The 25,756-nt window shown below is 42.0% G+C and carries 26 protein-coding genes; 8 read left to right on the forward strand and 18 right to left on the reverse strand.

Annotated elements, in window-relative coordinates; genetic code table 11:
• Positions 1-199: 199 nt before the first annotated feature.
• From sbnB to ACJJIW_RS11480, 4 genes are all read right to left on the reverse strand, one after another.
• Positions 200-1,207 carry a 2,3-diaminopropionate biosynthesis protein SbnB gene (gene sbnB / locus ACJJIW_RS11465; RefSeq protein WP_282931590.1) on the reverse strand — a complete coding sequence of 336 codons (1,008 nt, stop codon included), beginning with the start codon at positions 1,205-1,207 and terminating at the stop codon, positions 200-202.
• 13 nt (positions 1,208-1,220) lie between these two features.
• Positions 1,221-2,198 carry a 2,3-diaminopropionate biosynthesis protein SbnA gene (sbnA, locus tag ACJJIW_RS11470; RefSeq protein WP_444935212.1) on the reverse strand — a complete coding sequence of 326 codons (978 nt, stop codon included), beginning with the start codon at positions 2,196-2,198 and terminating at the stop codon, positions 1,221-1,223.
• Positions 2,199-3,296: 1,098 nt separating this feature from the next.
• A complete protein-coding gene (locus ACJJIW_RS11475) occupies positions 3,297-3,908 on the reverse strand; it encodes a LysE family translocator (RefSeq protein ID WP_444935213.1) in 612 nt (203 codons plus the stop codon).
• Positions 3,901-4,734 carry a formyltransferase family protein gene (locus tag ACJJIW_RS11480; protein ID WP_282931593.1) on the reverse strand — a complete coding sequence of 278 codons (834 nt, stop codon included), beginning with the start codon at positions 4,732-4,734 and terminating at the stop codon, positions 3,901-3,903. Before ACJJIW_RS11480 ends, ACJJIW_RS11475 begins: the two co-directional genes overlap by 8 nt.
• Before the next feature lie 1,279 nt (positions 4,735-6,013).
• Between ACJJIW_RS11480 and ACJJIW_RS11485 the strand changes: the two genes are divergently transcribed.
• From ACJJIW_RS11485 to ACJJIW_RS11510, 6 genes are all read left to right on the forward strand, one after another.
• Positions 6,014-6,430: a PaaI family thioesterase gene (locus ACJJIW_RS11485; RefSeq protein WP_282931594.1), complete on the forward strand. Its 417-nt coding sequence runs from the start codon at positions 6,014-6,016 to the stop codon at positions 6,428-6,430.
• A 37-nt stretch (positions 6,431-6,467) separates the two neighbouring features.
• Positions 6,468-6,896, forward strand: a complete 429-nt coding sequence (locus ACJJIW_RS11490; protein WP_282931595.1) for a hypothetical protein — start codon at positions 6,468-6,470, stop codon at positions 6,894-6,896.
• Positions 6,897-7,023: 127 nt separating this feature from the next.
• Positions 7,024-7,314: a zinc ribbon domain-containing protein gene (locus ACJJIW_RS11495; protein WP_444935214.1), complete on the forward strand. Its 291-nt coding sequence runs from the start codon at positions 7,024-7,026 to the stop codon at positions 7,312-7,314.
• A 93-nt stretch (positions 7,315-7,407) separates the two neighbouring features.
• On the forward strand, positions 7,408-8,019 hold the full coding sequence (locus ACJJIW_RS11500) for a hypothetical protein (protein WP_444935215.1): 612 nt from the start codon (positions 7,408-7,410) through the stop codon (positions 8,017-8,019).
• Positions 8,020-8,176: 157 nt separating this feature from the next.
• Positions 8,177-8,950: an SDR family NAD(P)-dependent oxidoreductase gene (locus ACJJIW_RS11505; protein WP_282931598.1), complete on the forward strand. Its 774-nt coding sequence runs from the start codon at positions 8,177-8,179 to the stop codon at positions 8,948-8,950.
• An 18-nt stretch (positions 8,951-8,968) separates the two neighbouring features.
• On the forward strand, positions 8,969-9,967 hold the full coding sequence (locus ACJJIW_RS11510) for an AraC family transcriptional regulator (protein ID WP_444935216.1): 999 nt from the start codon (positions 8,969-8,971) through the stop codon (positions 9,965-9,967).
• A gap of 96 nt (positions 9,968-10,063) precedes the next feature.
• Here the strand turns inward: ACJJIW_RS11510 and ACJJIW_RS11515 are convergent, their stop codons facing one another.
• The 4 genes from ACJJIW_RS11515 to ACJJIW_RS11530 all read right to left on the reverse strand — a co-directional run bounded on the left by ACJJIW_RS11515 (position 10,064) and on the right by ACJJIW_RS11530 (position 13,004).
• Positions 10,064-10,369: a hypothetical protein gene (locus tag ACJJIW_RS11515; protein ID WP_413664728.1), complete on the reverse strand. Its 306-nt coding sequence runs from the start codon at positions 10,367-10,369 to the stop codon at positions 10,064-10,066.
• A gap of 147 nt (positions 10,370-10,516) precedes the next feature.
• Complete coding sequence (locus tag ACJJIW_RS11520; protein WP_444935217.1) at positions 10,517-11,962, reverse strand: coniferyl aldehyde dehydrogenase; 1,446 nt, start codon at positions 11,960-11,962, stop codon at positions 10,517-10,519.
• A 237-nt stretch (positions 11,963-12,199) separates the two neighbouring features.
• Positions 12,200-12,466: a PepSY domain-containing protein gene (locus ACJJIW_RS11525; RefSeq protein WP_282931601.1), complete on the reverse strand. Its 267-nt coding sequence runs from the start codon at positions 12,464-12,466 to the stop codon at positions 12,200-12,202.
• 130 nt (positions 12,467-12,596) lie between these two features.
• Positions 12,597-13,004: a hypothetical protein gene (locus tag ACJJIW_RS11530; protein WP_444935218.1), complete on the reverse strand. Its 408-nt coding sequence runs from the start codon at positions 13,002-13,004 to the stop codon at positions 12,597-12,599.
• Positions 13,005-13,153: 149 nt separating this feature from the next.
• Between ACJJIW_RS11530 and ACJJIW_RS11535 the strand changes: the two genes are divergently transcribed.
• A complete protein-coding gene (locus ACJJIW_RS11535; RefSeq protein WP_282931603.1) occupies positions 13,154-14,185 on the forward strand; it encodes a Fe(3+) ABC transporter substrate-binding protein in 1,032 nt (343 codons plus the stop codon).
• Between the two features lie 122 nt (positions 14,186-14,307).
• Positions 14,308-15,993 (forward strand): ABC transporter permease, encoded by a 1,686-nt coding sequence (locus tag ACJJIW_RS11540; RefSeq protein WP_444935219.1) that lies wholly within the window; start codon positions 14,308-14,310, stop codon positions 15,991-15,993.
• A gap of 6 nt (positions 15,994-15,999) precedes the next feature.
• On the opposite strand, the gene ACJJIW_RS11545 is transcribed toward ACJJIW_RS11540, so the two are convergent.
• The 10 genes from ACJJIW_RS11545 to ACJJIW_RS11590 all read right to left on the reverse strand — a co-directional run bounded on the left by ACJJIW_RS11545 (position 16,000) and on the right by ACJJIW_RS11590 (position 25,689).
• Complete coding sequence (locus tag ACJJIW_RS11545; protein ID WP_444935220.1) at positions 16,000-17,043, reverse strand: ABC transporter ATP-binding protein; 1,044 nt, start codon at positions 17,041-17,043, stop codon at positions 16,000-16,002.
• 127 nt (positions 17,044-17,170) lie between these two features.
• On the reverse strand, positions 17,171-17,431 hold the full coding sequence (locus ACJJIW_RS11550) for a hypothetical protein (RefSeq protein WP_444935221.1): 261 nt from the start codon (positions 17,429-17,431) through the stop codon (positions 17,171-17,173).
• Between the two features lie 1,606 nt (positions 17,432-19,037).
• Complete coding sequence (locus ACJJIW_RS11555; protein ID WP_444935222.1) at positions 19,038-19,367, reverse strand: hypothetical protein; 330 nt, start codon at positions 19,365-19,367, stop codon at positions 19,038-19,040.
• A gap of 859 nt (positions 19,368-20,226) precedes the next feature.
• Positions 20,227-20,898 (reverse strand): DUF6629 family protein, encoded by a 672-nt coding sequence (locus tag ACJJIW_RS11560; RefSeq protein WP_444935223.1) that lies wholly within the window; start codon positions 20,896-20,898, stop codon positions 20,227-20,229.
• Positions 20,899-21,553: 655 nt separating this feature from the next.
• On the reverse strand, positions 21,554-22,234 hold the full coding sequence (locus tag ACJJIW_RS11565) for a DUF6629 family protein (protein WP_444935224.1): 681 nt from the start codon (positions 22,232-22,234) through the stop codon (positions 21,554-21,556).
• Between the two features lie 783 nt (positions 22,235-23,017).
• A complete protein-coding gene (locus ACJJIW_RS11570) occupies positions 23,018-23,551 on the reverse strand; it encodes a hypothetical protein (protein ID WP_444935225.1) in 534 nt (177 codons plus the stop codon).
• Between the two features lie 67 nt (positions 23,552-23,618).
• Complete coding sequence (locus ACJJIW_RS11575) at positions 23,619-24,035, reverse strand: hypothetical protein (protein ID WP_444935226.1); 417 nt, start codon at positions 24,033-24,035, stop codon at positions 23,619-23,621.
• Between the two features lie 75 nt (positions 24,036-24,110).
• Positions 24,111-24,551, reverse strand: a complete 441-nt coding sequence (locus ACJJIW_RS11580) for a hypothetical protein (RefSeq protein ID WP_444935227.1) — start codon at positions 24,549-24,551, stop codon at positions 24,111-24,113.
• A 164-nt stretch (positions 24,552-24,715) separates the two neighbouring features.
• Positions 24,716-25,057 carry a DUF5713 family protein gene (locus tag ACJJIW_RS11585; RefSeq protein WP_444935228.1) on the reverse strand — a complete coding sequence of 114 codons (342 nt, stop codon included), beginning with the start codon at positions 25,055-25,057 and terminating at the stop codon, positions 24,716-24,718.
• Positions 25,058-25,152: 95 nt separating this feature from the next.
• Positions 25,153-25,689, reverse strand: a complete 537-nt coding sequence (locus tag ACJJIW_RS11590) for an RNA 2'-phosphotransferase (RefSeq protein ID WP_444935229.1) — start codon at positions 25,687-25,689, stop codon at positions 25,153-25,155.
• Between the last annotated feature and the right edge of the window lie 67 nt (positions 25,690-25,756).

Raw genomic sequence — 25,756 nt, forward strand, 5'->3', positions numbered from 1 at the left:
TGTATAAATTGGGTAAGTATAAAACAGCTTCTCAGGGCTTCGCTGCAACACGCTCTGAGTTAGACGAGTTGTCAGTTTTTTAGAGAAACTTAATTGGATTACTAAAACTCAATTATAAAATAGCACCCTAATATTTCGTCAATTTATCTCCGAATTCTTAGAGGTGCCTTGTAGGGATTTCGGCGTGCTTAAAGATATATTATGCAGGTGTTGTGTAAGGTTGAGGGAAGAAGTTATCACAACTAATCATATCAGCTTTACTTGCGCTCTTATAAATCTCGTAGCCAACTGCTATATCTAATATTCCCATTCCAAATGGTGAGTATATTCTTGGCTTCCTATAGTCAATTTCTACCGAATGGTCTATTAAGTCTACAATATCTCCAGAAATAAAAAGCCTATTCCCTATTAATTGTTCAGCTAAATGTAATGAAGTGTTTGCCTTAACTGCATGATCTGTATTGTCTGTGAAGTTTTGACTTTTGCATATTATGCTAGGACTTATGTCGCGTAATGACATATGCAAAATTGTTGGATTCATTGAAAAAAGCTCCATATCATCTACATACGGGTTAATAGCTGAGGTAGTAAATACAATCATATCTGATTCAACTATCGTAGATATATCTGTGCTCACTGTGGTCTTATGATTTGAAAATTTCTTTTCAAAATGTTTTGCTCTACCCTTTGATAAGTCTACTATGTTTAGCTTTTCAATTTTCCAGTCTAAGGAGTGAAACAAGGATACAATTGTCTTAGCTATGAGGCCGGCTCCCACAATGGATAGATTCTTTATATGGCCTTTTGTTGGATGAAGATAGGTGGCGCCTAAAATTGCGGATGCAGCCGTACGAGATGCTGAGATTAGTGAGCCTTCCAGGCAGGCAATGGGGTATCCTGTATTGCCACAGTTAAGAGTAATAGTGGCAGATGCCCTGTCTAACTCGTTGTTGACGTTTTCTGGGTAACTTGCAATCCACTTAATTCCTGAAACTTTATCCTCATCTTGAATGGAGGCTGGCAAGGCAATAATTCTATTTTCCGGTGAAGAGGGAAACTTTAAAAAGTAGCTGTCAGGGCAAATAGTATTACCATTTTTGAATGATTTATATGTTCTTTTTACAGTTTCTATAATTTCTTGGTTGTGAGTGCCTAGCCATTTTTGAATGGTGTCTGCACCTAATATTTTAAAACTTCTTGTCATCATGGTATTTCTCTTTTTAGGATGCCGCTTTAACTTTTTCTAGCCAAAAATCATCGGATATATAAAAATTAGATTTTACCCATTGAGGGTTATACAGCGTATTGATATATCGCTCACCGAAGTCAGGAGATATAGCGACAATATTTGCATCGTTAGGAATTTTATCTTTACAGCTCTCTATTCCGGCTAAAACGGTGCCAGAAGACCCACCGAGTAAAATGCCTTTTCTAGCCATTCTGTGGCACATCTCTATTGTGTTTTTTTCAGGAACTCTAACTAATTTATCATATATTGATCTTTCGCTAATTGGAGGCTCCACACTTGTACCTAGGCCAGGAATATACCGTTTCCCAGGGCTGCCCCCAAATGTAACAGAACCTTCGGAGTCTATTGCTATAATCTTCACATTTGGTATATATTCAGATATGTATTGACTAACCCCCCCTAAAGTTCCGGTGGTTCCCGCTCCAATAAACAAATAATCCAAATTGGGAAAGTGCGTTGCTATGCTACGCGCTGTATTTAAATAATGGGCTTCAATGTTATCAGTATTTTGATATTGATTTACCCATACAAGAGAGTTGTCCTCATTGCACATTTCTTGAATTTTATCAATTCTTGATTTCAAATAACCGCCGTTAGAATCTTTTTTAGTGACTTTTATTATTTCTCCTCCATAAGCTTTAATTAGATTCTCAGAAGTTGGTAAAATGTTCGGGTCAGCAACACATATAAAAGGGTAACCTCTTATTGCGCAAACAATGCTAAGTGCAATTCCTAGATTGCCTGATGAGCTTTCTATAATGGTTGAGTTTGTGCTCAGCTTCCCTTCTAGTTTAAGGCGTGTCATCATTTTTAAAGCAGGTTTGATTTTTATAGATCCGCCTAGTGAAAATCCCTCTAATTTTAGGTAAAGATTTGCATGTTGAATAATATCTGAGTTTTTTAGAAAAATATCATCAAAGACTAATTCTGAGGCGCTGTTATATATCATAAAACTTCCTTTTTACATAATTACACAAAAATTTAGTTCCCTCTCAAGCGCTGTGTTTATATTTTTCTTATAATTTAGCTGCTAAAATCATACATGATTTCTCTTTGGTTCTACTGCTGTGATATGGCAGTGGTATATATTGTTTGGGTTAATAAGTTTAGGTTTTTCTCGTTGTTTTATGGCTTCACATAAATGGGCTTTACTTTGGGGTGGCTAAATAAGTCCTCATTATCTTATTGATTTATGTAATTTTTAACGTTTCATAGTGGGCTTGTATGTTATGCAATATAAATTAGTGTTGATTGCAGATGCATCAATATTGGCGCTTGTATGAGGATGTGTAATTTATCTCGATATTGGTCCTTTTGGAGCGAAGCTTTCAAGGTTCTTCGTAGCTATTTCTGTCTTATGGTTCTCTATGGATATAATTTAACATTTAAGGGGTGCGGTAAATTGCCTATTGCCTAGACATAATTCTGTTAGTTTTCTCAGTTCTGGTTAGGTTGACCTGTGCGGATAAATCACAGGATAGAATAAGATTTTAATCTTTCTTTCAGCTCCCCCTGTTGTTTATAAACTATTTGCCGCTCCCAATGAGTGTTTATATAACGTTTATTGGGTGATTTCTCTAGTGGGGGCTTCTCGCATTAATTGACTGTTTGAGCATCTTCGTCGCTTAGTTAACAATAAAGCTTTACGCTGATAGTTTTAAATACCGACCTATCTAGTAGGTTGGGTATAATCTTTAATCTACTGCTGCCGACAAATAATGTGAGGGGCAGCCTTTTTTAGAGCCTAAATCTTATACATCTTCTGACTCCTTAAGCGCAAATAACTTTATGCTTTTTTTTGCAAAAGTAATTTTTGTCAGTTGTACTATCTAATAATTTTGCTGAGCACCTTATGAGTTAAATTTGTTAAATAAAAAATTTATCGAGCTCCGACAATCAGCTCTCATGTAAGTGAATGAGTGATTGCAATTAAAGTCCTTCAACTATATCTCTAATAACGTTCTTTTGAGTTCTCTTCATTACAGGAGGTCTATATGGTAGATCGAAATCAATTATTCAGGATATCCTATATGGCTGGTAGTCGTCTCTAAAAAGCCATGTATATGCCTACGCCGATTAAAAGATAACCTGGTACACTTTGAGTGAAGCTGCTTTGACTTGTGGATACCTTAACTAAAGAGCTAAGAAAGCAATAGAGAAAATTAAAGAATGTTGCTCCTGCACAAAACAGTGCACCTAGTATCAGAATGCTTATTTCACTGTCTGGTGACTCCGGTATGAACTGGGGTATAAATGCGAGAAAAAAAATACCTACTTTGGGGTTTAATACACTCGTTAAAAGACCTTGTGTTAAATATTTCCATTTCTCCGTAGAGGCGACCGGATTTTTTCGAGCAATCCCCTTTTTTGAGTTAAAGGCATCAAGCACTATACTTCCGCCCAACCAAATAAGGTATATGCACCCCAAATATTTAAGAGCGTTAAACAATAAAGGGGTGCTTGCAATAATAGCTGAAACACCTATGTAAGTTATAATCACATGGAAAAGATAACCCAAGGCAAGTCCAACAATACTAAGGGTTGCAGCTATCCAACCTCGATACTTATAATTACTAATAACAAAAACTACATCTGGTCCTGGAATAGCATTTATTATAATGGAAGTTGATATAAAAAGAAGATAATTAATTTCACTCATTACTTATCTCCAGTTCATTGTGCTTTAGCTTTAAGAATCTTTCATTAGAGCGGATAGCTGTTTCTTGAGAATAGTGTTTTGAATAAAATTCTTTCCCAATATTGTCCTGCTTGTACGCATCATTTATACAAAATGAATTATCCTCAAGAGCATACTCAATTAGCAATTTAAATGCGAGAAGGTAACTTTCAGCTTTTATATGGCTTATTGAGGAGTGCGACCAGACCCTATTTAATTTTTTAGTTTTTATTATGTTTCCGGTATCTACACCGCTATCAATGTAGTGGATAGTAGCGCCGGCAGTATTTTCGACTCCTTCGATACTAGATTCAAGGATATACTGCTCAATTGCGTGCATTCCTTTTGCAAAAGGCAGAATAGCAGTATGTGCATTGACTACTCTGCCTGAAAAAATATCTATCCACCAAGGAGATAGGATGCAATCCAAAAATATTCCAGCTCTTTTATCTGAAGTGTCTTTCTCTAATTTTACTCTTAAGTTATCCGAGTTTAAGTCTTGGGATTCTATTATGTGGTTCCCACTTAAGCAGTGTAACTGCGGGATATCGTAAAGTTTTAATAGTTCTCTTTCCGCAGAACTAACACCCTTATAAGCTTTGTTTATAGCTTCAATTTGAGAACTTTTGCAGCTGAAATTTGATCTTTTGTGTGCGTGATCTAAATCTCTTTTTGATAATCCATTTTTATTTCTAATTATAAAAATAAATTTGTCGTATTTACCTGACTTTTCTAGGTTTTCAACCGCTGAGTTGACTAAAAAAGATGTGTGAAATAAAGCTTCTGTAACGATATAGAAATTACTCATTTATTCCCTAAACGATATACATTGTCTACCCTGACATGCGGGAAGAAGTTATATGCGAAATCATTCTTTGTCAAGGGTTAACTGAATAAAAATAACTATAAATGCAAGATTTTCACTTAAAATTGTATGATTAATTGATTTTTTTCGCTGCGGGTTGTTCGCGTGACTATTTTTCGCTCATTACTGTGGATTTCAGACTTAGTACTTTCTGAGTTGTCATAACAACGGACATGCTCGGTATAGAGGAGTGATCCTGCGGACGCTCTCTTAAGCTATCAACTATGCAGAAGAGGTGCCCTATGACACGATAAAGTAAATCAACCAAAACAACTCGAAATCAATACTGGGAGGAGTATAGAAAAGATAAACTAGCACTATGTTGTGGCCAATGCCGGTGTACGCGTTGCCGCTAAATAGCTAAGGCTGCATTCTTCCCAGATTTATGGGTAGTGAAGTGAGGCTAAGTTATATTAGTGTCAAGAAGCTGCCGAAAAAGAGTTAGCTGCAGAGAATGCCGGTCTTAAGCGCCAGTTAGCTGAGCAATCGTAAGAACCGGCAATGTTTAAAAAGGCCGCAGTGTACTTTGCAAAGAGCCTGGAATTAGGTACGCCTTTATACAAAAGTACGGGTAAGCGTTCATATTGAGACGATAGCCAAGGTGTTGGATGTATCTCGTAGCGGGTTTTATGATTGGGTGTGAAGACCGGCTACTCACTCTAAGTGTCAGTAATACCGAATGCAGCGTGATGACTTGGTACAGTAGAGCTTTATAGTCAAAAAGAGTAGCCGAGCGACTCACCTGGCAGGGGGGCAGGGGAATAAATATAATCAAAAAACAGTTGCTATCAGTTTGCGTCGACAGGGGCTATAAGTCAAAGCAGCCAAGAGATTTAAGGCCGCAACCTGCTCAAAACATTATCTACCAGTGGCTCCAGGTTTGTTCGAGTAAAACTTCGATGTTGGTGCGTCAAATCTGAAGTGGGGTGGGGACATCACATAAATACAAATGATCTACTGAGACGTTTCTTCCCGAAAGGTATAAAAATTGGCAAGATACCCAAAAGCCGTATTGATGATGTAGTGTTCCGAATAAACATTCGTCCAAGAAAAGTTCTAAATTACTTGAGCCACTAGGATTTCTAGCGGGCAGGGGGGACACTTATGTTGGCATCTAGGTTTTATTTTTTTTCAGAATAACCAGTTTACACCGAGTTGTAAACGCTTCTGCCGCAGCTTTTTAGTGGGCTTGAGTTGAGACAAAAGAGCCAAGTGGGGAAATATGGATATCTACGAAATGGTAGAGTCAGGAGATCTGACAGTACCTGAGTGTGCGAAAACTCTGGGATTTGAGTTAATAAGCTATTCACGTGAAAAAATGGAGATCAAAGCCCGATTTTTTGCCAGTGAGTCATTCTTAAATCCTGCGGGAACAATACAGGGTGGGTTTCTATGTGCAATGCTCGACGACGTAATGGGTCCTGCATTGGTATTTTCACTGAATATTGGTCAGTTTGCTCCGACACTAGAGCTAAAGACTCAATTTGTTCGGCCAGCTAAAGTGGGACCAGTTGAGGGTGTGGGCAGAGTTGTATCTAGAGGTGGAACTGTCTGCTTTCTGGAAGGAGAGCTTCTTCAAGAGGGGAAGCTTATTGCTAGGGCAACCGCTACCGCTTTAATAAAGGGACACAATTTATAAATCCTTGATGAAGGATGTGATGTTTTCTGAGGTAAGAATGAGTTTTGAACATAGCATATATAGCTCCCCGGAAAGTGAGCTTTGCCCGGAGGGGAAGAAGCGGGTTAAGTTGGGGAGCGTTCTTTCTATATTGGGCGCTGTTCTTCAAACCCCGATTATTGTCTTCTTTCATTTGGGGATGTTGAGTTTTTGGGAAACTTTTCAGATCGCCCAATCACTTGATACATCCCCTGAAGTAATGGCAGGCATGATGAGTCAATCCCTCTCTAATTTTGCTATAGGAGGCCTATTGTCTGGTCCAGGCTTGTTGATTTCCTGTACTGCTTTGTTTTTATCGTCTTTTCGAGCTAAGTGGTTGTTCTGGTATTCTTTAATACTATCACTGATTTGGATTAGCTTTTTTCCGTTTGGGACACTATTTGGTTTGATATATCTGTTTATAATTTTGATTAAACGAAAATCGTAAATGCAGATCTGATCCAATTTTTCCTGATTTGTAAAGTGAGGTGAAATAAATGCTAGACACTATTTGGGATTAATTTCAGCAGCGAGAAATCGATGATGCGAGATATCGAGCTCAAAATGCAAAGCAGATGGCCGCTAACCTGGAACTGGAAGTCGGTGATATTCAGGGACGTATAGATACATTAGTGTTGCCGAATCAGGTAATGTGGGAGCTTCTATCGGAAAAGTTAGGGGTAACCGAGGCCGAACTTATTGAAAAAATGGGGCAGATTGATCTGCGAGATGGTAAGCGCGATGGAAAAATATCCACTGGTAACCTGAAAGAGTGCCCTTCTTGTGGCCATAAGGTGAGAAAACAAAGGGCCAACTGCTATTGGTGTGGAAAAGATTTGCTAGTATCTAGCCACTTTGGTGGTTGATAGAGGCGAGAAGGTTTTTAGATTAGAGTTTTTTAAGTTCTTTACTGAACTACAAACCTAGCTTTCTGGTTTTTTTAAAAGCAGGACTTACGGATGTCGGCTATGGATGGGTTTCGAAAAAAGATTTTGTGGGGCTGCATGGGTTTTCTTGTGATTACAGGTATTGCTCTTGGTGGTTCTCCACTTTTCTTATCCTTGTTTCCAAACTCAGTAGCAGATAGGGAATATTTTTTATATATAGATCTTGATGATATTAGAGAAGATAGCATGATCTCCCTAGATTGGTCGTGGTATCGTTTAATTATTGTTAAGCCAAGAGATGAAGTTCTAGAGCAACTTGATGTTTTAGTTGAACCTGAAAAATATGGAAAGCAGCCACCTAAAGCTCAGGAGCGACTAGATCATGAAATAAAAGTGTTTATGCTTCAAGTGAACTCTGAGGATGGTGTACCTAGGCTAGCCGAGCGTGATTACTATCGCTCGATAATCCCATGTTCTGAATTTACGTATTTGTCAGAGGGTGTTTCTATTGAGGGGCAGGACTTAGCTGGGGCGCTACAGTGTGTTGAGAGTGAGTGGGAGGGTTGGGAGAAGTATATGATCTTTGACCTCAATGGTAGGAGTCAATCCTGGTACATTGCTGACTTAGATGTTCCCAGCTACTTCATCGAAGACAATACCTTAGTTATTGGTAAGAGGAAGTAGTGATAAAACCTCTTTCTTTTAAATAATCTGACTCTAAGACCGACGCTCTACTAATCAATAATGTCACGATTGGATAGTCACTTGGCATCATCGGATTCTTAGTTGGCGCCTTCTGATCATATACTGATTTCAAGATTAACGCTTGGGAGACAGATAGATGGAAACGGCACTTATTACTGGGGCCTCTGGTGGCATAGGCCTTGAGCTGGCCAGGATACATGCATCTAAGGGTGGCAACTTGGTTCTGGTTGCCCGGTCTGAAGGGAAGCTTTCAGCACTCAAACAGCAGCTGGAGAAGGAGTTTGGTATCCAGGCAATGGTTATTGCCGAGGACCTTTCTGACCCCATGTCCGCGCAGAGAATTTTTGAACGAACCCAAAGTGAGGGTGTGGAGATTGGCACTCTAATTAACAATGCGGGTTTTGGTGGTCATGGTCTTTTCCATCAGAGGGATTTGGAAGCTGAGCAGGGTATGATGCAGGTGAATATGGTTTCCCTTACCAATCTCACCCACCTGTATTTAAAGGGGATGGTTGGCAGCAATAGTGGACATATTCTTAATGTTTCATCTACAGCCTCTTTTATTCCCGGCCCTTTACAGGCGGTTTACTACGCAACTAAAGCCTATGTAACTTCATTTAGCCAGGCACTGGCGGAAGAGTTGAAAGGCACAGGTGTAACAGTAACGGCTTTGTGCCCCGGTGCTGTTGCAACAGGGTTTGTGGCCGCTGGTGATCTTCAGGGTGTCGATATTTGGAAAAATGCCCGTTCGGCTGAGTCTGTTGCCAGATGTGGCTATCAGGCAATGGAGCGGGGAGATCTGGTTGCTTTTAATGAGGCACGGCTCAAGTTGTTTCTGAATTGGATAATGCCTTTACTGCCCCGTAAAATGGTACTGAAGTTTTCCCGTCAGACGATGGAAAAGTCTTAATTGCAGGCAGGTCCGGTAATGATCAAACGTGCAGCGAAATTCCTGGTACCTCCCAGCTGGAAGTTGATATTACACGATATGAATATCGATACAGCGCTGGCTCTTGCCTATGCCGGGTTACCTGCGGATTTGTTACAGCGGGAGACTGTGACACTCACTCCGGTGGAATATTTCCGTTTTTGGTGTGGTATTGATCGGGCCTCTAAGGATCGGCCACTACCACTTTTACTGGCGGAGCACCTTTCGGCTGAGTCGTTTGACCCTCCCATATTTGCGAGCCTGTGCAGTGCAAATCTGAATCAAGCTCTACTGCGGATACAGCAATACAAACCACTGATCGGTCCCATGGAATTGCACTTGGATATTACTGATGAGTACACCAAGCTCAATTTAGAGTGCTATGGAAGTGATGGAAATATTCCTGAAGCTTTGGGCCTGAGCGAATTAATTTTCTATATCCGCCTGGCTCGGTTGGGAACCCGGGAGGAAATTCAACCATTGGAATTGGCACTACCGCAGCTGCCTGAAGATCAAACGCCTTATCGGAAGTTTTTTGGTTGTTCAATTAAGCAGTCAGACCGGGTGAGAATTTGTTTCTCAGCGCAAGATGCACAAAAGCCATTTCTGACCGCCAATGCCCCTATGTGGGATTTCTTTGAAGGTAAATTGAGTCAACAGCTCAAGGATCTGGATAGCGAAGCCACAATGGGAGAGCGGGTAGGTTCAGTATTGATGGAGTTACTACCGGCCGGTGAGAGTTCTGTCGAAGCAGTGTCTGAACGCTTGGCTATCAGTAAAAGGACTTTACAGCGGAAACTGGGGGAGGAAAATCAATCCTTCCAGACAGTATTGCAGGGAGTTAGATCAAGTTTGGCTGATCACTACCTCGCGAAATCCAGCCTTCATCTGGGGGAGATTTCTTTTATGCTAGGATTTAAAGAGCCCAATTCATTTATTCGGGCCTACCGGGGCTGGAAAGGAATGACACCATTGCAATACCGGGACTCTATTCACTGAATAGATCCCTTAGTTTAAAACCAATGTTTGCATATCACTGTAAATTTTTGTGACCAGTTTGGACTTAGAGGTTTAGTTTTAACATTTAAACAGCGATTAATTGGCTGGTCGGTCAGCAATAATTATTCCGTTGTCCGGATTCACTTCCAGGGCCCTCAATTCTCCTCCGTAGACCGCCTGGATTTTCCATCTTCCGCCCACAAATTCGATATGCGTGATGGGGTTGAACCCTAGACCATGCAGTTTCGCTTTAATAGTGGATAAGTCCAAGGCAATGACCGAAGGTTCTGCTCCGTAAAGGTCGGGGCTGTCGTAGATGGGGGCGGGTTTATTGGGATCGAGGCCGGGGGGGATTGGGTTAGTGAGATTGCCAACCAAAGCTATGGCGGTAAGAAAAATCATCTACGGCTCCATACTGCTAACAAGCCATAGTATTAGTTTGGACTAGGGATTATCGCAGTGCCAGCGGGCTGTAGTGATTTCGATCTTACCTGAGCGCGATTATAGCAGTGAATGGCCCGGCAACAGATATTGCCGGACCTAGGGAGCCTAGCGTGTAAGCTTTAGCATAAAATCGATAACACGGGTTGAGAGTTTGCCATAGGGAGGCCGCAGTAATTTTAATAGATCGATTGGGCCCTGATAGAAGATGGGACGAAGTTTAGAGAAGGTCAAAAATCCCTCGTAGCCATGGTAGTGGCCCATACCGCTTTCACCAACGCCGCCAAATGGAATATCGTGCTGGCCAACGTGCAGTACACAATTATTTACCGACACGCCCCCAGACATTACTTTGTTGATATATAAATCTTGTAAGGTTTTGTCGTGAGTGTAAGGGTAAATCGCCAGGGGTCTGGGGCGAGCATTAATATAATCAATAACTTCCTCTGGCTTGGAGTAAGTGATAATCGGCAATAGAGGGCCAAAAATCTCACGCTGCATTGCCAGCATCTCGCCGTCTACGTTGGTCAGGATATGCGGAGGGAATTTTCGCAGTTTATTGTCCCTATCCAATTTGCCAGCACTTAAATCTATGGCATTAGCACCCTTAGCCTTGGCATCATCCAGGGTTGCCCAGATTCGCTGGTAAGATGTGTCGTCGATAATAGAAGTGTAATCCTGGCCATCCAAGTCGGGGTAGCGCTTCTGAACATAATGTTTTGCGTGTTCGATAAACTCTTCGAGATGCTCCTCCGGCAAGAAAAGATAATCCACGTTGACACAGATCTGCCCGGCGTTTACCAGCTTCCAGTAAATTAGTTGCTCGGCGGCTTTCTTAACCGGGTAATCCGGGCCAACAATTGCCGGTGATTTACCACCAAGTTCCAATGTGACTGGAGTTAGGTTTTCTGCGGCGGAGCGCATTACTGCACGACCGGTATTACTGGAGCCGGTAAAGATTAAGTGATCGAATTTAAGGCTGGAAAATACCGGGCCTATTTCATCGGCATCGGGAATAAAAACCAGCTTTTCTTCCGGGAAGTATTGTTCACAGACTTTACTGAGTAATTCTGCAAGGTGCTTGGAGTTGGTGGACATCTTGACCATCGCCTGATTGCCTGCGGCGAAAATATTGGTCAGTGGTGAAAAGCTTAAGTTTATTGGGAAGTTCCACGGCACTATGACGCCAATTACCCCCAGAGGTTGTGGGACCACACGATTTTTAGAGAGGGGATAGGATTTAAAATCTGTATGGCGCCCCCTGGGTTTCATCCACTTCTTTAGGCGCTTGATAGTCTCTTTAATGCCGGAGAGCGCTGGGTAGATATCGTAGAGCAGTATCTCTTCCCTGGCTCGATTGCCGTAGTCGTTACTGATCGCCTGGATAATGGATTCCTGCTGTTCACGCAGGAGCTGGGCAAGGGTTCTAAGATCCTGCACACGTTGCTGATAGCTGGGAGCCGGGTTGGCCAGGTAGGCACTGCGCTGTTTGTCCAGAGTGTTTTGCAGTACCGCTTTGTCTGCATCCTGCCGGGTCAGGGTTTGTGTTGTCATTTTATTATCCTGTGGCGTTGATCTCAGAAAGACTAAACGAAATTGAATCGGAGTGATTGACCAATCCGGTAAATTCCTTTGATGATCGGAGAACAAATTTTATCCGGGGTATGGCCAAGTTTGTTTTGCCATCGCAATTTATGGCGCGGATTACATCACTATGTTCAAGCAGAATAGGTTAGGGCCGGCTTTGGCAGCCGGCCCTGGCAGGATAGCTCGGAATGAGGACGCTAATCCTTAATCGTTGTCCGGTTTTTCCGACAAAACTTCCGCAGAGTTGGGGTCTACGTGCAAGTCGTACTTTTGGTCACCCTTATAGGCTTCAATCTTCCACTTACCCTTGTCCAGATCGACCTCAACAATTGGGGTGTAGCCCTGCTGTTCCAATTTGGTCAATACGGTGGAAAGGGCCATAGCTCCGGGTGGGGGCTTTTCTTTGGCGAGTGCATAGGGTAGTGCTGTTGCGGCGATAAAGGCCAGCAACAACTTGCTGATAGGCTGCATGGTGCTATTACCTCGCTGTCTATTTGCTAAATCGCAGTATCCTATGAATCAAATCTTCCCTTAACCGAGCGATCGGTATTTCCAAACTGTAAAATAAAAACTGATGCGTCTGCGTTTGCTCTCCAGGCACTTATAACGGGTTTTGTGGACTGCCCTCGGTAAGATGCTTCTGGATAGCCTCGCACCACTCCATTCCTCCGGGTTTGAGACCGTTGGTATTGGCTCCGCTGAGCCGGGTGATGGCTGTGAACCACTCCTCACTACCGGTAGTCGGCATACCGGATGGGTATAGTTTCGCCATATCGCCATTTTGCTGGGCAAGCACTTGCTGTTGAACCCAGGCAAACCATTCCGGGGTGCATATAGCTGCAGCTTTCTTTTCCGCTTCCGCTCCATTGCCCGGTGGGGCAATGGGCTCCTTCATGGCGCTGGTAGCCGGCTCATCTGCAGGAGGGGTTGCAGGTGACTTGGAGTCCTTCGGGCCCCCACAGCTGCAGAGGACAAAGATCAGTGCTATTAAAGGGCCAAAGCGGTACATAGGACCTCTATGGGTGGCGGTATCAAGCCTAAGCATAGGAGGAAAATGACGACTTTGCCTTATCGCCTTAGGTCATATGTATTTTTATTGACATTGCCATTAAATCAAATGAGAATGTTTCTCGTTTAATCCAAGGGTGATCTACGATAATGTCTACCAGAGCTCTATTTCAAAAAGTGCTGGCTGTAGCCGGCTTGTTGGGTGCTGTGGGTGCCAGTGCGGCCGAGCAGGTAAATATCTACTCCTACCGACAGCCTTTCCTTATCGAGCCGATCTTAAAGGAGTTCACCGAGAAAACCGGTATTGAGGCCAAAGTGGTCTACGCCAGCAAAGGCTTGAACGAGCGTTTGCAAAGGGAAGGGCGCAACAGCCCCGCTGACCTGGTCCTGACTTCCAATACCAGCAGCCTGATGGATCTGCTTAATAAGCAGCTGACCCAACCGGTAAGCAGTGAAATCCTGGAAGACAATATCCCATCACAATTTCGCGATAAGGCCGGCAACTGGTTCGGCCTGACAACCCGGGCGCGTTTGATCTACGCCTCCAAAGACCGCGTTAAGCCCGGTGAAATTACTCGCTACGAAGAGTTGGTAGACCCTAAGTGGAAGGGCCGAATCTGTACTCGTAGCGGCAAGCACCCCTATACCCTATCCCTGATCGCCTCCATGATCGCCCATCACGGTGAAGCAGAAACCAAAGAGTGGCTGCAAGGTGTGAAAGCGAATCTGGCGCGTAAGCCCCAGGGTAATGACCGCGCTCAGGTTAAAGCGATTAGCGAAGGTGTCTGCGACCTTTCCCTGGGTAACAGCTACTACTTCGGTAAAATGATTACCAATAAGGAGCAGCCGGAGCAGGTGGATTGGGCCAAGTCTGTAAACTTGGTCTTCCCTAACCAGAAAGATCGCGGTACCCATATGTTTATTTCCGGTGCGGCGCTGACCAAGCATGCCCCCAACCGTGAAAATGCTGTTAAGCTGCTGGAATTCCTCAGCGGCGCCGATGCTCAATACTCTTACGCTGAGAAAAACTTTGAGTTCCCGGTACGCCCTGGCACTGCCCGCTCTGAGTTGATTAAGGAGTATATGGGTGAGTTTAAGGAAGACGATCTGAGTCTCACGGAGATCGGTTCCTACGTTCCAGCGGCTTCCCGTATGGTTGATGAAGTACGCTTTGACTTTTAGAATGGTTAACTGAATGGGAATTGCTGCCAAGTAAATTGGCAGCACTATCTCAGCCTTATTCGAACGGCCCTGTCGAGAGACCAGGGCCGTTCTTTTATAATGAGCTTTTGATTCCTTAATCCATGCTAAACCGAGCCAACTTATCAGCTTCCCGCTGGCTGCTACTGGTAGCTACTATCTCCCTTCTGGTAGCTCTGCCAGTGCTATCCATTTTTTGGTTGGCATTTTTCCCTGAAGAAAATATCTGGCCGCACCTGGTGGACACGGTGTTGTTTCACTATGTGTCCTCCACATTGATTCTGGCTGGCGGTGTCGGTTTGGTAACACTGATAACAGGCGTGGGCAGTGCCTGGCTGGTGAGCATGTGCCAGTTCCCCGGGCGTCGTTTGTTTGAGTGGGGGCTGTTATTGCCGTTTGCTGTTCCCGCCTATGTGATTGCCTACGTTTACACGGACTTGCTGGAATATGCGGGCCCTGTGCAAAAGTCCCTGCGCGCCTGGTTCGGTTGGCAGACAGCCAGGGATTACTGGTTCCCGGAGATCCGTAGCATGGGTGGGGCGATTGCCATGCTGTCACTGGTGCTCTTCCCTTATGTTTATATGCTCGCTCGGGCAGCCTTTATCGAGCAGTGCGGCAGTATACGTGCCGCGAGCCGGTCATTGGGCTGTACGCCTTGGCAGAGCTTCTTGCGCGTATCCCTGCCAATGGCACGCCCGGCAATTGCGGTGGGTTTATCACTGGTGTTGATGGAAACCCTGAATGACTTCGGCACTGTGGACTTCTTTGCCGTACGCACCTTGAGTGTCGGAATTTACGATACCTGGTTGAGCCACGGCAATTTAGGAGGCGCGGCGCAAATTGCCTGTAGCACTCTGATTTTTGTTGTTCTGTTAATTACGCTGGAGCGAATGGGGCGGGCGAGACAGAAGCACTTTGTACAATCGCCAAATTCCCAGCGTGAACGCTATGTGTTGCGCGGCTGGCGATCCGGTGTAGCCCTGTTGTTCTGCGGGTTACTGTTGGTGGCCGGTTTTATTATTCCCCTGCTGGTTCTGGGAAGTTACGCACTCAGTAATTTCTCCAGTTACTGGAGCGAAGATTTTATACAGATCGCCAGCAATAGCTTGTTGCTGTCAATCACAGCGGCACTGGTCTCTGTACTGCTGGGCTTGCTGTTGGCTTACGGTAAGCGACTGCAACCCAAAAGATCCGTACGGGTGTTGGTCGGCTTTTCCAAGTTGGGTTATGCAATGCCCGGGGCAGTACTGGCGATTGGTGTGCTAATTCCCCTGGCTGCTTTTGATAATGCGGTGGATGGTTTTTTACGTGAACACTTTGATATCTCCATAGGGTTACTGCTAAGCGGCAGTATTTTCGCCATTATTTTTGCCTACACGGTGCGTTTCCTCGCAGTGTCCACAGGGGCCATAGAATCCAGCCTGGAGAAAGTAACCCCTTCAATGGATCGCGCTGCCCGCTCCCTGGGACGCAATAGCTGGCAAACCCTGTGGGCTGTACATCTACCTTTGGTACGTACAGGTCTACTAACGGGTGGCTTGGTGGTCTTTGTGGATTGTATGAAAGAACTGCCGGCGACTTTGTTACTGCGCCCCTTTGGCTTTGACACCCTGGCGACTTATGTTTACCAGTTTGCTTCCGATGAGATGCTGGAACGCTCGGCCCTGGGGGCTTTATTGATTGTCCTGGTGGGATTGATACCGGTGATTTTACTAAGCCGTTCCATTGGTTGGCGCAGAGGTGAGGAGCGCACAGCCGTGGCGGACTCAGAAGCGCCCGCCCTGTCCTGATAGCTTTTATTGGGCCTGGTCAAACACCAGAGCAGAGGAAAGGTGCAGGGGAAGTTTATCTCCGGGAGCCGCTTGAACATCTGCATTCAAAGCGGCCTCGACAGTTTCCCCTGCGGCTAGCTGAAAGCGATAGCTCACCTGGTTGCCGAGAAAATTCTTTTCCACAACCTGAGCCATCACAGCACCGGGATGTTCGCCTGCGGCAATATCCTCACTGCGCACAAACAGTTCGAGCTGATCTCCACTTTCGTATGCAGCTGTCGGCACCTTCACTTCCCCCAGAGGGGTACTGATCAGGCCATTGCCCACAACAGTACCGGAAATGATATTCCCTTCACTGACAATCCTTGCTACTGCCAAATTTCTAGGTGTTTGATAAGTGTCCTGTGGGCTGTCCCACTGCTGTAATTGGCCTTGGCTGAGCACTCCCAGCTTATCTCCGGCAATAAAGGCCTCGTGGCGGTCGTGGGTAACAATAATCGCTGGGATCTTCTCTTCGCGCAGTATATGGCGGACTTCGGCGGCGAGACTGCGGCGCAACTCGGTATCCAGGTTGGAGAAGGGCTCATCCAAAAGTAACAGCTTGGGGCGCGGTGCCAGTGCCCGAGCCAGAGCGACACGCTGCTGCTGACCGCCAGAGAGCTGATGTGGGTACTGTTGCCCGAAGCCTTCCAGGCGCACTAACTTTAGTAAAGACTGGGTGCGGGATAGCCGCTTGCTTTTCGGCATTGACTGGATACCGAAGGCAATATTCTGTTCAACGGTAAGATGTGGGAAGAGGGCGTAGTCCTGAAATACCACCCCAATTTTCCGTTGCTCTGCGGGAATCTGTTTCTCTCGGGAGGAAATCACTTCCCCGGATAACTGGATACTCCCCGCTGCGACCGGCTGAAAACCAGCGATGGCGTGCAGCAGCGTTGTCTTGCCACAGCCGCTGGGACCCAACAAACAGGCAATTTCCCCCGCCTGTAAAGCAAAGGAAACCGATTCGATAACTACCTGCTCACCGTAGCGGCACTGCAGGTTTTCTATAGAGAGTATAGGGAGCACGGGTCTTCCGGTAGTTTGGCCTGTAAACGATTAGGGCAGCTTTCGGGTTCATAGTTATCACTACACTAACCGGTAGCCAGTCCAGAGTGAAGTATACTTTTAGCTGTGCAGTAGTGTTGGATGTTTTTTAGGCGAGTGAATTATCTAAACACTCGCCATCAACTTCGTATACTAAGGTATCCATTCTCGTGGATATTGAAATCTCGCCTGTTCCAGATTCACAGTACTCAGCTGAATAGTAACGATATTTGATTTTAAGATAAGCCGGCCCAACTCCGATTATACCATCAGCCCCCGCATTTGGTGCATGTATCGAACTATGAGTGATCTCGAGAGAAGATAACAATACATTTCTTACATTGAATTTTTCAGGGAGGGATATCTTCACGGGTCGTTCATCAATACTGAGGTCGATATAAGTAATGGAATTATCATCTGGTGTGAGGGAAATTTGCAGCGAAAATTCTTTGAAGGGGCTAATTAAACTTCCGCTTACTCATGTGTTTAGAATCTCGGCATAGAGATCTTGAGTTGTATGCGCTATAGCAGGTGAAATAGCAAAAATTAATACAGGTAGGTACTTTATCAAGTGAACTGCCTAGCGCTTACTGACAACGATATGTACTAGTGCGTTGCTTTATCGCCAAGCATTTTTGTCACTCTTGGAACTTTCTCTCAGCAATTGCCGAAAAAGCCCGGAGAAAATATCTGCAACGATATCCTCTTTGTTGATAATGTCTTTTTCTCTTAGGTTCTCGGCCTTTCTGTCTAGTTGTGTAGCTATAGAATAGTTATTGCGGACCCTAGCTTCCTCTGCTTGAGCTTCAAGTTCGTTAGCTTTCGCGTTTCTTTCATATATGTTTGGGGTTGAGGCACACCCGGAAATAAATAAAACGGACAGGGGAAAAAATATACTTTTTATGTTCGGTAAAACAAATTCGAGTTTTATAAAATTCTAACTGATAGGTGTTGGCCTGTATAGGATTGCCAGTAAAATACCATCGTAGCCAGTTAAATGCTGGGCTCTTTATAATTGCAGCCCTCAAGATGAGAGCACCAGAACTCCACATTTTTGTTGTAAGACAATCTTATAGAGTTATCTAATTCTAGGTGTTTAATCTATGGTGTATATAGGTGCTTGTTTAGATTTATTCCTAGCTGAAGGTAGACCTGGGCCTGAGTAGAGAATCCAGAAATTTAAATAGTCAGTGATATTAAGAGTGAAATTCTTATATGTTTCATAGAGGTGTATTGGCCTTGTATTTAACGCTAAAAGTATCAACTTCAAAACTGGAATGAAGAAAATCCCATCCCGGCTACTGGAAAGTCAAAGTACAGTTGGTGCGCGATAAATATAAGGGGTTGCAATAGCTGTCAAGTTGTATGCTATGCGTATAATTTTTAGTATTAAAATGATTTATTTATGCCACTCTTAAATGCAAGTTCCGCCAGATATATCAAAGAAAGAGGAAGAATAAATGAGATTAGAAAAACTAAAATAGAGCCGATAATAGGTGTGTCTGTCATAGTGAGGCATAGATAAATTGAAAGGGCGGCAGAAGAGGAATATAATAAAAAATATTCCCCCGAAAAACCGATACTTATACTAAGTATATTTCTAGAAAGTTTGCAATCTTTACTTTTGATTTGAATATACATTAATTCTTGACATTATTCATGGAGTTTAGGATGGTTGAACTTGTTTGTTCTACTTCTTTCCGTCATTGGGGTTCAAGTCGATAATAAGGTAAGGTGTAATTTACTCAAACCTAGGTGCTAGTGTATTGGTCGGTACCGGGGGTTATTTACAATAGACAAATAATAAGGATAGATCTCTCGTACTTGGAGGTGGTTTTTTGAAAAATGGAATTGAGTTCGTTATATGATTGTTAAGTGAAACTCCTTACAGATAGGAAGCCGCCTATTGTGGATTTCTCTGATGGTTGATACGAAGCCAGTAGCCATAAGCTACCGGCATGCCCGCTAAATGTAAGTTATTTAAAAATCACAGAGCTTATATTTAAGTATGATCCTTGGCAATCATAGTAACTTATTTGTATTGGTTTATCTGCCATGTATGCAGAAAGTAGGAATGACAATCTTCCTTCATAGTTATCAGAAGTTTCTAACATTACAAATGTCTTGTTATAAGTGCAATCTAAATTACTTATACTGGGATCATTTTCAAATCCACTTAGTTTTACATATACACCATTGGTTTGAGCTTTCAGATCTTCTATCTTATGAGTTTCAGTAAATGCAGCATTGCCCGAAAGTGGAAGTAAAAGAGCTGCTGTTGCCAAGAGGCTTCTAAAAATGGACATGTTTTTCCTATACTATTCCAATGATTGTGTAGCGAAACTGTAGAGACCAGGCCTTGAAAAGTCTGCTATTCCCGGGGTTTCACTAGATAATGATTTCGGATAAAATTAGATTATATCATCAAACTCTAATTGTCAGAATATTTTTATGTGTTTTAGCCTCTAATATTGCTTAGCTCCATTAATTATACAGCATAATGGACTAAAATGAATATCTATCATTACCCTTGAATCTTTTTTTGTGTAACTAGAAATAAATCAATTATTAATGGTAATGGTGTGCCAGAAGGTCTGCTTAGTAACAGTCCCTTAATACATATAAATGGTGTGACCCTCAATATAATCTGCCCGTTTTTAATTCTGTCGGCATCTGAGCATTAACTTGTGCCAGTAAGGTATGTCGGTAGTCTTTGTCTATTTTTGGGTGATGGTGGTGTTTGAGCCTTTTGCCCGCTGACTCCTAAGGATGTATTATCTACAGTGCGCTAAGAGCTCTTAAAAAAATGGCTTCTATTTCCTTCATTGTCTAATGAGAGTATGCTTTTTTCACTTGTATAGTTTCTCCTAGATTCAAATACTAAATATATTTTCGCGTGCGGGTAAATTGGGTTTCGCATTAGGTGGCTAGCAAAGGCCTTGTATATTACGGTTCGGTGCCTGGTTGGCTTATAAAAAACGATAATAATTATGAGAATGATAAAAAGCCTAAAGGGCATGATTCGAAAATCTTTTTTAGATAAAAGTCTGAATAGCAACAGTCTAAATTTGTGTGAGTCAAAAGTTAATGTGTTTAGTTCCGCCTATTAACTTATGAAGTAAGCACGCTGCGGTTCTTTTAGCTTCGCTGTCCCAATTATAAATGTTATTTTTTTACTTTTGCTTTATAAGCATTTTTTAATAAAAAATAAATCCATAATGTGGATATCGCAGCAAAGAAGCACCAAGTTGATACCCATGTTTCGCGTTGAGTGAAATAAATTATAACACCTAGTGTCATGACAAGTGCCCAAAATTTTATAAAAATTCGATTGCTCGACAATAAAAATAAAAATCCAAGCAAAGAATAGATAATATGTCCAGTTGTAATGGCGAATAAACTGTAATCAGATGTGATATAGCATAAGCTATGGCCGCACACGCTCGTTTTTATTAAGTGTCTTGGTCCTGTTTCTAATAGGATGGGTATCCAAAGATATAAGCCAAAAATAAAACCTATGATTGTTAATATAATAAAGAAAATTTTTTTCCATTTTTTTGTCTCAAGACTAAAGGCAACGATTGGTATCCAGGCAAGCCAAAAAAATAGAGCAAAAAATAAGTAAAAAATAGAAGACGCTGCCGTCAGTGACACTAAATTTTCGTTGTATCCAATCCATACTACCCCTTCACTTGCTTGCTGTAACGCAAAAAGGAGGGGGGTAACTGCAAGTAATAAATAGGTTTTATCATTTTTCATAGCATGTGTTGTACACAAAGCACCACCGACAATAAGCAGAGCTGCTGACCCGAACGATGCCGTGGCTGAAAAACACATAATGATTTCTCTATATGTAAGATATTCTAACTTAAGCCAAAGCCATAAAATTTGATATGCAGCATAACAATATCCTTAGCGTAGAAAATCAGTTGATTTTGCTATATTGTACTAAACTTATGAATTAGTCTGTGATGACTAGGTCTACTTCAACGTTTTCAATTCACCTTGTGAGTTAAGTCTATAAAATTCGCAAAGATACATTTAGTTTGCCTTTGGATATTGATGCTTACAGAAGTAAAGCCTATTTCGATAGAGTGTAACAAGCCCAGTGTGATACTAATTGGATAGTTACTGTTCTTTATTCCATTTATCAAAATTGGTAACCGATATGACCCTTGGTTTAAGGATTACTGGTTGAATGCTAGAGTGATGATGTTTCACCTAAATTGGGGGATTTATTCTAGTCGGTACTATCCGGTCATTCACGTTGCACTAACTAAGCGGGGATCACCAATGATTAGGAGGTAATAGAATTGCTGGACAAGTCACGACTACAATCCGATTTTTGCATGTTTATTTGAGCATTAAATACCCCCAATTCTATTGGTAGCGCTAACGCTTCTTCGATCGGAAATTTTTTTTTGTCCGTTTTTACGAACTCTTAATAGATCACTCTTTAGAGTGCCAATCTAGGCATACTAATATACAGCGATCATGAAGCTTGTTTTTTCAACTTTGCGTTAAAATCATTTATTAATAGGAAATAAATCCATAACGTTGATATCGCAGCAAAAAAACACCAGGTTGATACCCATGTTTCACGCTGAGTAAAGTAAGTGATAACACCGAGTAGCATGACAAGTGCCCAAAATTTTCTAAATAGATGATTGCTCGATAACAAGAATAAAACACCTAGTAATGCATAAATGCTTTCTCGAACTGTGACGGGTAGCAAGCCACCTTCGGATAACTCATAACATAAACTATGTCCACATACACCTGTTTTTATTATGTGTCTTGGTCCTGTTTCCAATAGAATAGGCACCCAGAGATATAAGCCAAAAATAAATCCTATAATTATTAATATGATATAAAAATTTCTTTTCCATTTTTTTGTTTCAAGCATATAGGCTACAAGAGGTATCCAAATAAGCCAGAAAAAGAAAGCAAAAAACAGATACAAAATAGAAGCTTTTGTCGTTAGTGAAATCAAATTTTCTTTGTACCCAATCCAAACCATCCCTTCACTCGCTTGCTGTAACGCAAACAAGAGAGGGGTAACTGCGAGTAATAAATAGGTTCTATCATTTTTCATAGCATGTGTTGTACACAAAGCACCACCGACAATAAGCAGAGCTGCTGATCCGAACGATGCCGTGGCTGAAAAACACATAATGATTTTCTCGATACGTAAATGCTGTGATTTAAGCCAGATTCCTATAACTTGATGTATAATATAACCATAGATTCGATCTATAAAGTTGGCTGAATATCTTACGTTTATACTAAACTATCAGATTCTTATGTTAAGACCATGCTTGGTTTAGCGTCATCAAATTGCTCTATGATTGAAGCCGAAAATACCAACGAATATGTATTAAGTTTTCCTATAAAAGCTGTTACTTATTCAGGTAAGGTCTATGCTGAAAGGGATCGACATAGCCCTATTTGTAGGGCTTAAGTAGTCGTCATTCCTTATTCAGCTTATCAGCTTGATAATTTTTTGTCTCTTACTAGGGGCGCCCCCATATAATTAAATGAATCGGGGCGCTATTCTTGCCGATACTCTCTGGTCATTCATATTGGGCATACTAAGAGGAGATAACCAGTGGCCCCGTAGCAACGGAGTTATTGGGCATAACAAAGCTGATTAGCGATGGTTCATACCGTCGTTCACCTAAGCGGCAAGAAAAACCGCTAAACATTGATTGCAGTAATATTTGCTTGATGACAATCATTGTTGGTTGATAACCCCTTAGGTTTGGGACACTAAACCCATCTGTGAGAAGTAAGAATCGGAGGTCGAAGGTTATTAGTCATAAACCTGAGCATCCCTATTGCACTTATATAATGGTCAATTTGTGTTGGTTTTGTACGTTGAGGTTGTTGCGGGCAGTCCAGATTATTCGATTAGTAGTTCCCCCAGACTACTGCTTAAAACACTTCCCTGTTTGGGTTAATAACCAGTTGAAGCTGTAATTACCAAAACATTTAAGCTGGGGATTATATATAGTGCATAGTCATTTGAAACACTTGTGGTGTAGAAACCATTACCTTTTTGTATTTCTACTTTTAATTTCTGTAAATACCTGTCGCTTGCAAAACGGCTATGGCACCAGGCTGGAAAAAGCCCATGCTCTAAAGATCCGCCATTATAATTAACAGGTATTTTTTGCCATTTTTCATACTTCTTTTTTTTACGGCTATCTTGAGCTCTAGAAATAATATTCTTGTCCAAGAAAATCAATGGTTCTCTGCTGTTTGAAATGCCAACACTTTCACTTAGCTCGAACACACCTAAACCGCAATCAGAAACTATGCCTATGTTATAATCGACTGTAACTGTAGTCTTGATCTTAAATCCTGAGGGTATATTCTCTTTTAGTTTTTTTAAATCAAAAGTATATTCTACATAAGCAAAGCTAAAAATTATGATCAAAGATGCTACAGTGTAAAAAATATAAACGCTAGACGTTTTATGTGTACACAAAACAAAATTCCTTTTAGCCTAATGTCACAAATAGCGGGGAGCGTAGAAGAATTGTTGCTTTGCCCTGTTATGCATTCTTAACCTCAATAAACCATTGAGGCTGCATACTCTCGAAATCCTGACGAAGGTTGGATGGTAAATAACTTGCGGAATCTAGAACAAACTCTTGATTATTTATACGTTTAAAGACAACCCAATGCCAGAAGTCTTTGTCAGCCTCTTGATAATGGTTAATAGCAAGCAATGCCAATTCCGGAAGAGAGGCCCATGATGTAAATGGAATTTCGTGCTCCGAGGTTTGAACATCTTGAGTTGCAAGCAGGCGCCGAACAAACTGGGTATCTGACCACAACTCTTTGTCTGATGCATATATCCCCATACCATTGGCGATAGCTTTCATTTCTCTATAGCTTTTTCCCAGAATATTGGCCGCAGAAGCAATTCCACATCCTGTGGTTTCTTCCTGGATTACGGGTTTTAGCATCACCTACTCCACTAAATGCATAATGCAGAAAAGTATACGAAGTAAAAGGCCGACTTCATTTTATCTTTAGGTTCGTTACTGGTATCCACGTATCATACCTAAAGCCCATTTAAGCTGAAGTAACCTGTTCGTAGAGAAAATTACCCACAGGCTAAATACAGAGGAGACAATTGCTAGTGGATATATGAATAGTATGTATTCCAAAGAGGGTAATTTTATCCGTATAGGCAAAAGTAGAAAAGCAAATATTGACAGGAATAACCCTGTGTATTTTGCGATTAATGCTCTCCAGAGGAATGCCCAAACAGACATGTCCTCTGAATTTAGTTGATACTCTTTAACAGCTCGGAGAGTCAAAATGAGTATGGCTGCCCAAAATATATCGAATATAAGGCTAACCAATAAATGTAGTGTGGAAAAGTCCCCAGGATTAATAAACTGAAGAGTGAAAAGAGATAGGACAATAGCTAATAAAGCCATTAAGGCTTTCATCATTACTCTATCAAAATACTTCATAATTTAATCCTTCTGATTCCCTAACTCCGCAATAAAAGCATGCCTAAGCAAAACTAAGGCATTCCTGTGTGAGTTATGCCTTTTGCGGCCGGAGCGCAGCTATATGAAAGTGATAACCACTCACTAGGCATACCAATTGGAACGGATGTGTTGAATTTGGTTTGCTACCACTCTCTAGTAGCAATAACATCTTCGATATCTAGGCTATCAAAACCATAAGCCCGGACGACAAAATCAAAATTCTCTGCCATAACTTCTCTTGCTTCAGTTTCAAGTTCGCTATCGTTATCTTCAAACTCTTCTGCTAAGTGATTGATCCGCTCTGTAGCAGCATGCGTTAGTCTCAATAAGGAGGTTTTGTCTTGTGGCCTTTCTGATTCAATGCTCTCACATAGATCGATCAAGATGACCTTGATTTTATCTACTAGAAAGTCAGGGAAGTAACCATCACTGTACATTCCGGCCAGAAAGTTGTGGTTATGAATTTTTACGTTTGAAATTGGCATTGAATTTCCACACCCTTAGATAGTTAACACTTGTAGATAGGCCAGAGCCATAAATTTAGGGGAAATACTTAAGCTTGCGATCGTGCCTGCTTACGTTACATCATTTTTATGTACTTTACCGGTACACAATCAACAAGCCAAACATTGTTGGAAGATTTGTAGAATTTATATCCATTTTCGTGCATCTTTTTTGATGCGATAGACAGAATTACAGGCTTTCCGTATCTAGAGCCAACGTTTTGGGCTACTGCTTGAGACTCTGTTAGATGCACATGATGTCTTTCCCTCTTATTCAACCCGGTTTTGAGAATGGCCTCAATAAACCTAGCTGCCGTACCATGTAAGAGTTCTTTTGGAGGTTCTTGCAATTGAAGGTTCAAGTCTATTTTAATGGAGTGACCTTGATTTGCTCGAATAGATAAACCGTCGTTACTAATATTAAAGCGTTGCTTATCATTGGTTTCAACAACAACCTCTATGATATTTCGACTGAGTTCAAAGTCTGTTGTTTTATCAATCAATTCTTGAATTGAAGCCCAGCCATTTTCATCTATCTCTAGTCCAATAGCTTGTGGCTCATGTCTCAACAAAAAGCTAAGGTATTTTGAAATTTTATTTAGTTCTTTGCTCATAGTCTCTATTTAAAGAACAGGTAATATAACAAGGGAGTTGAAAAGCTCCCTCTGGTTTTATATTTTC

The sequence above is a fragment of the Microbulbifer maximicatervae (SeqCode) genome, assembly GCF_052467815.1.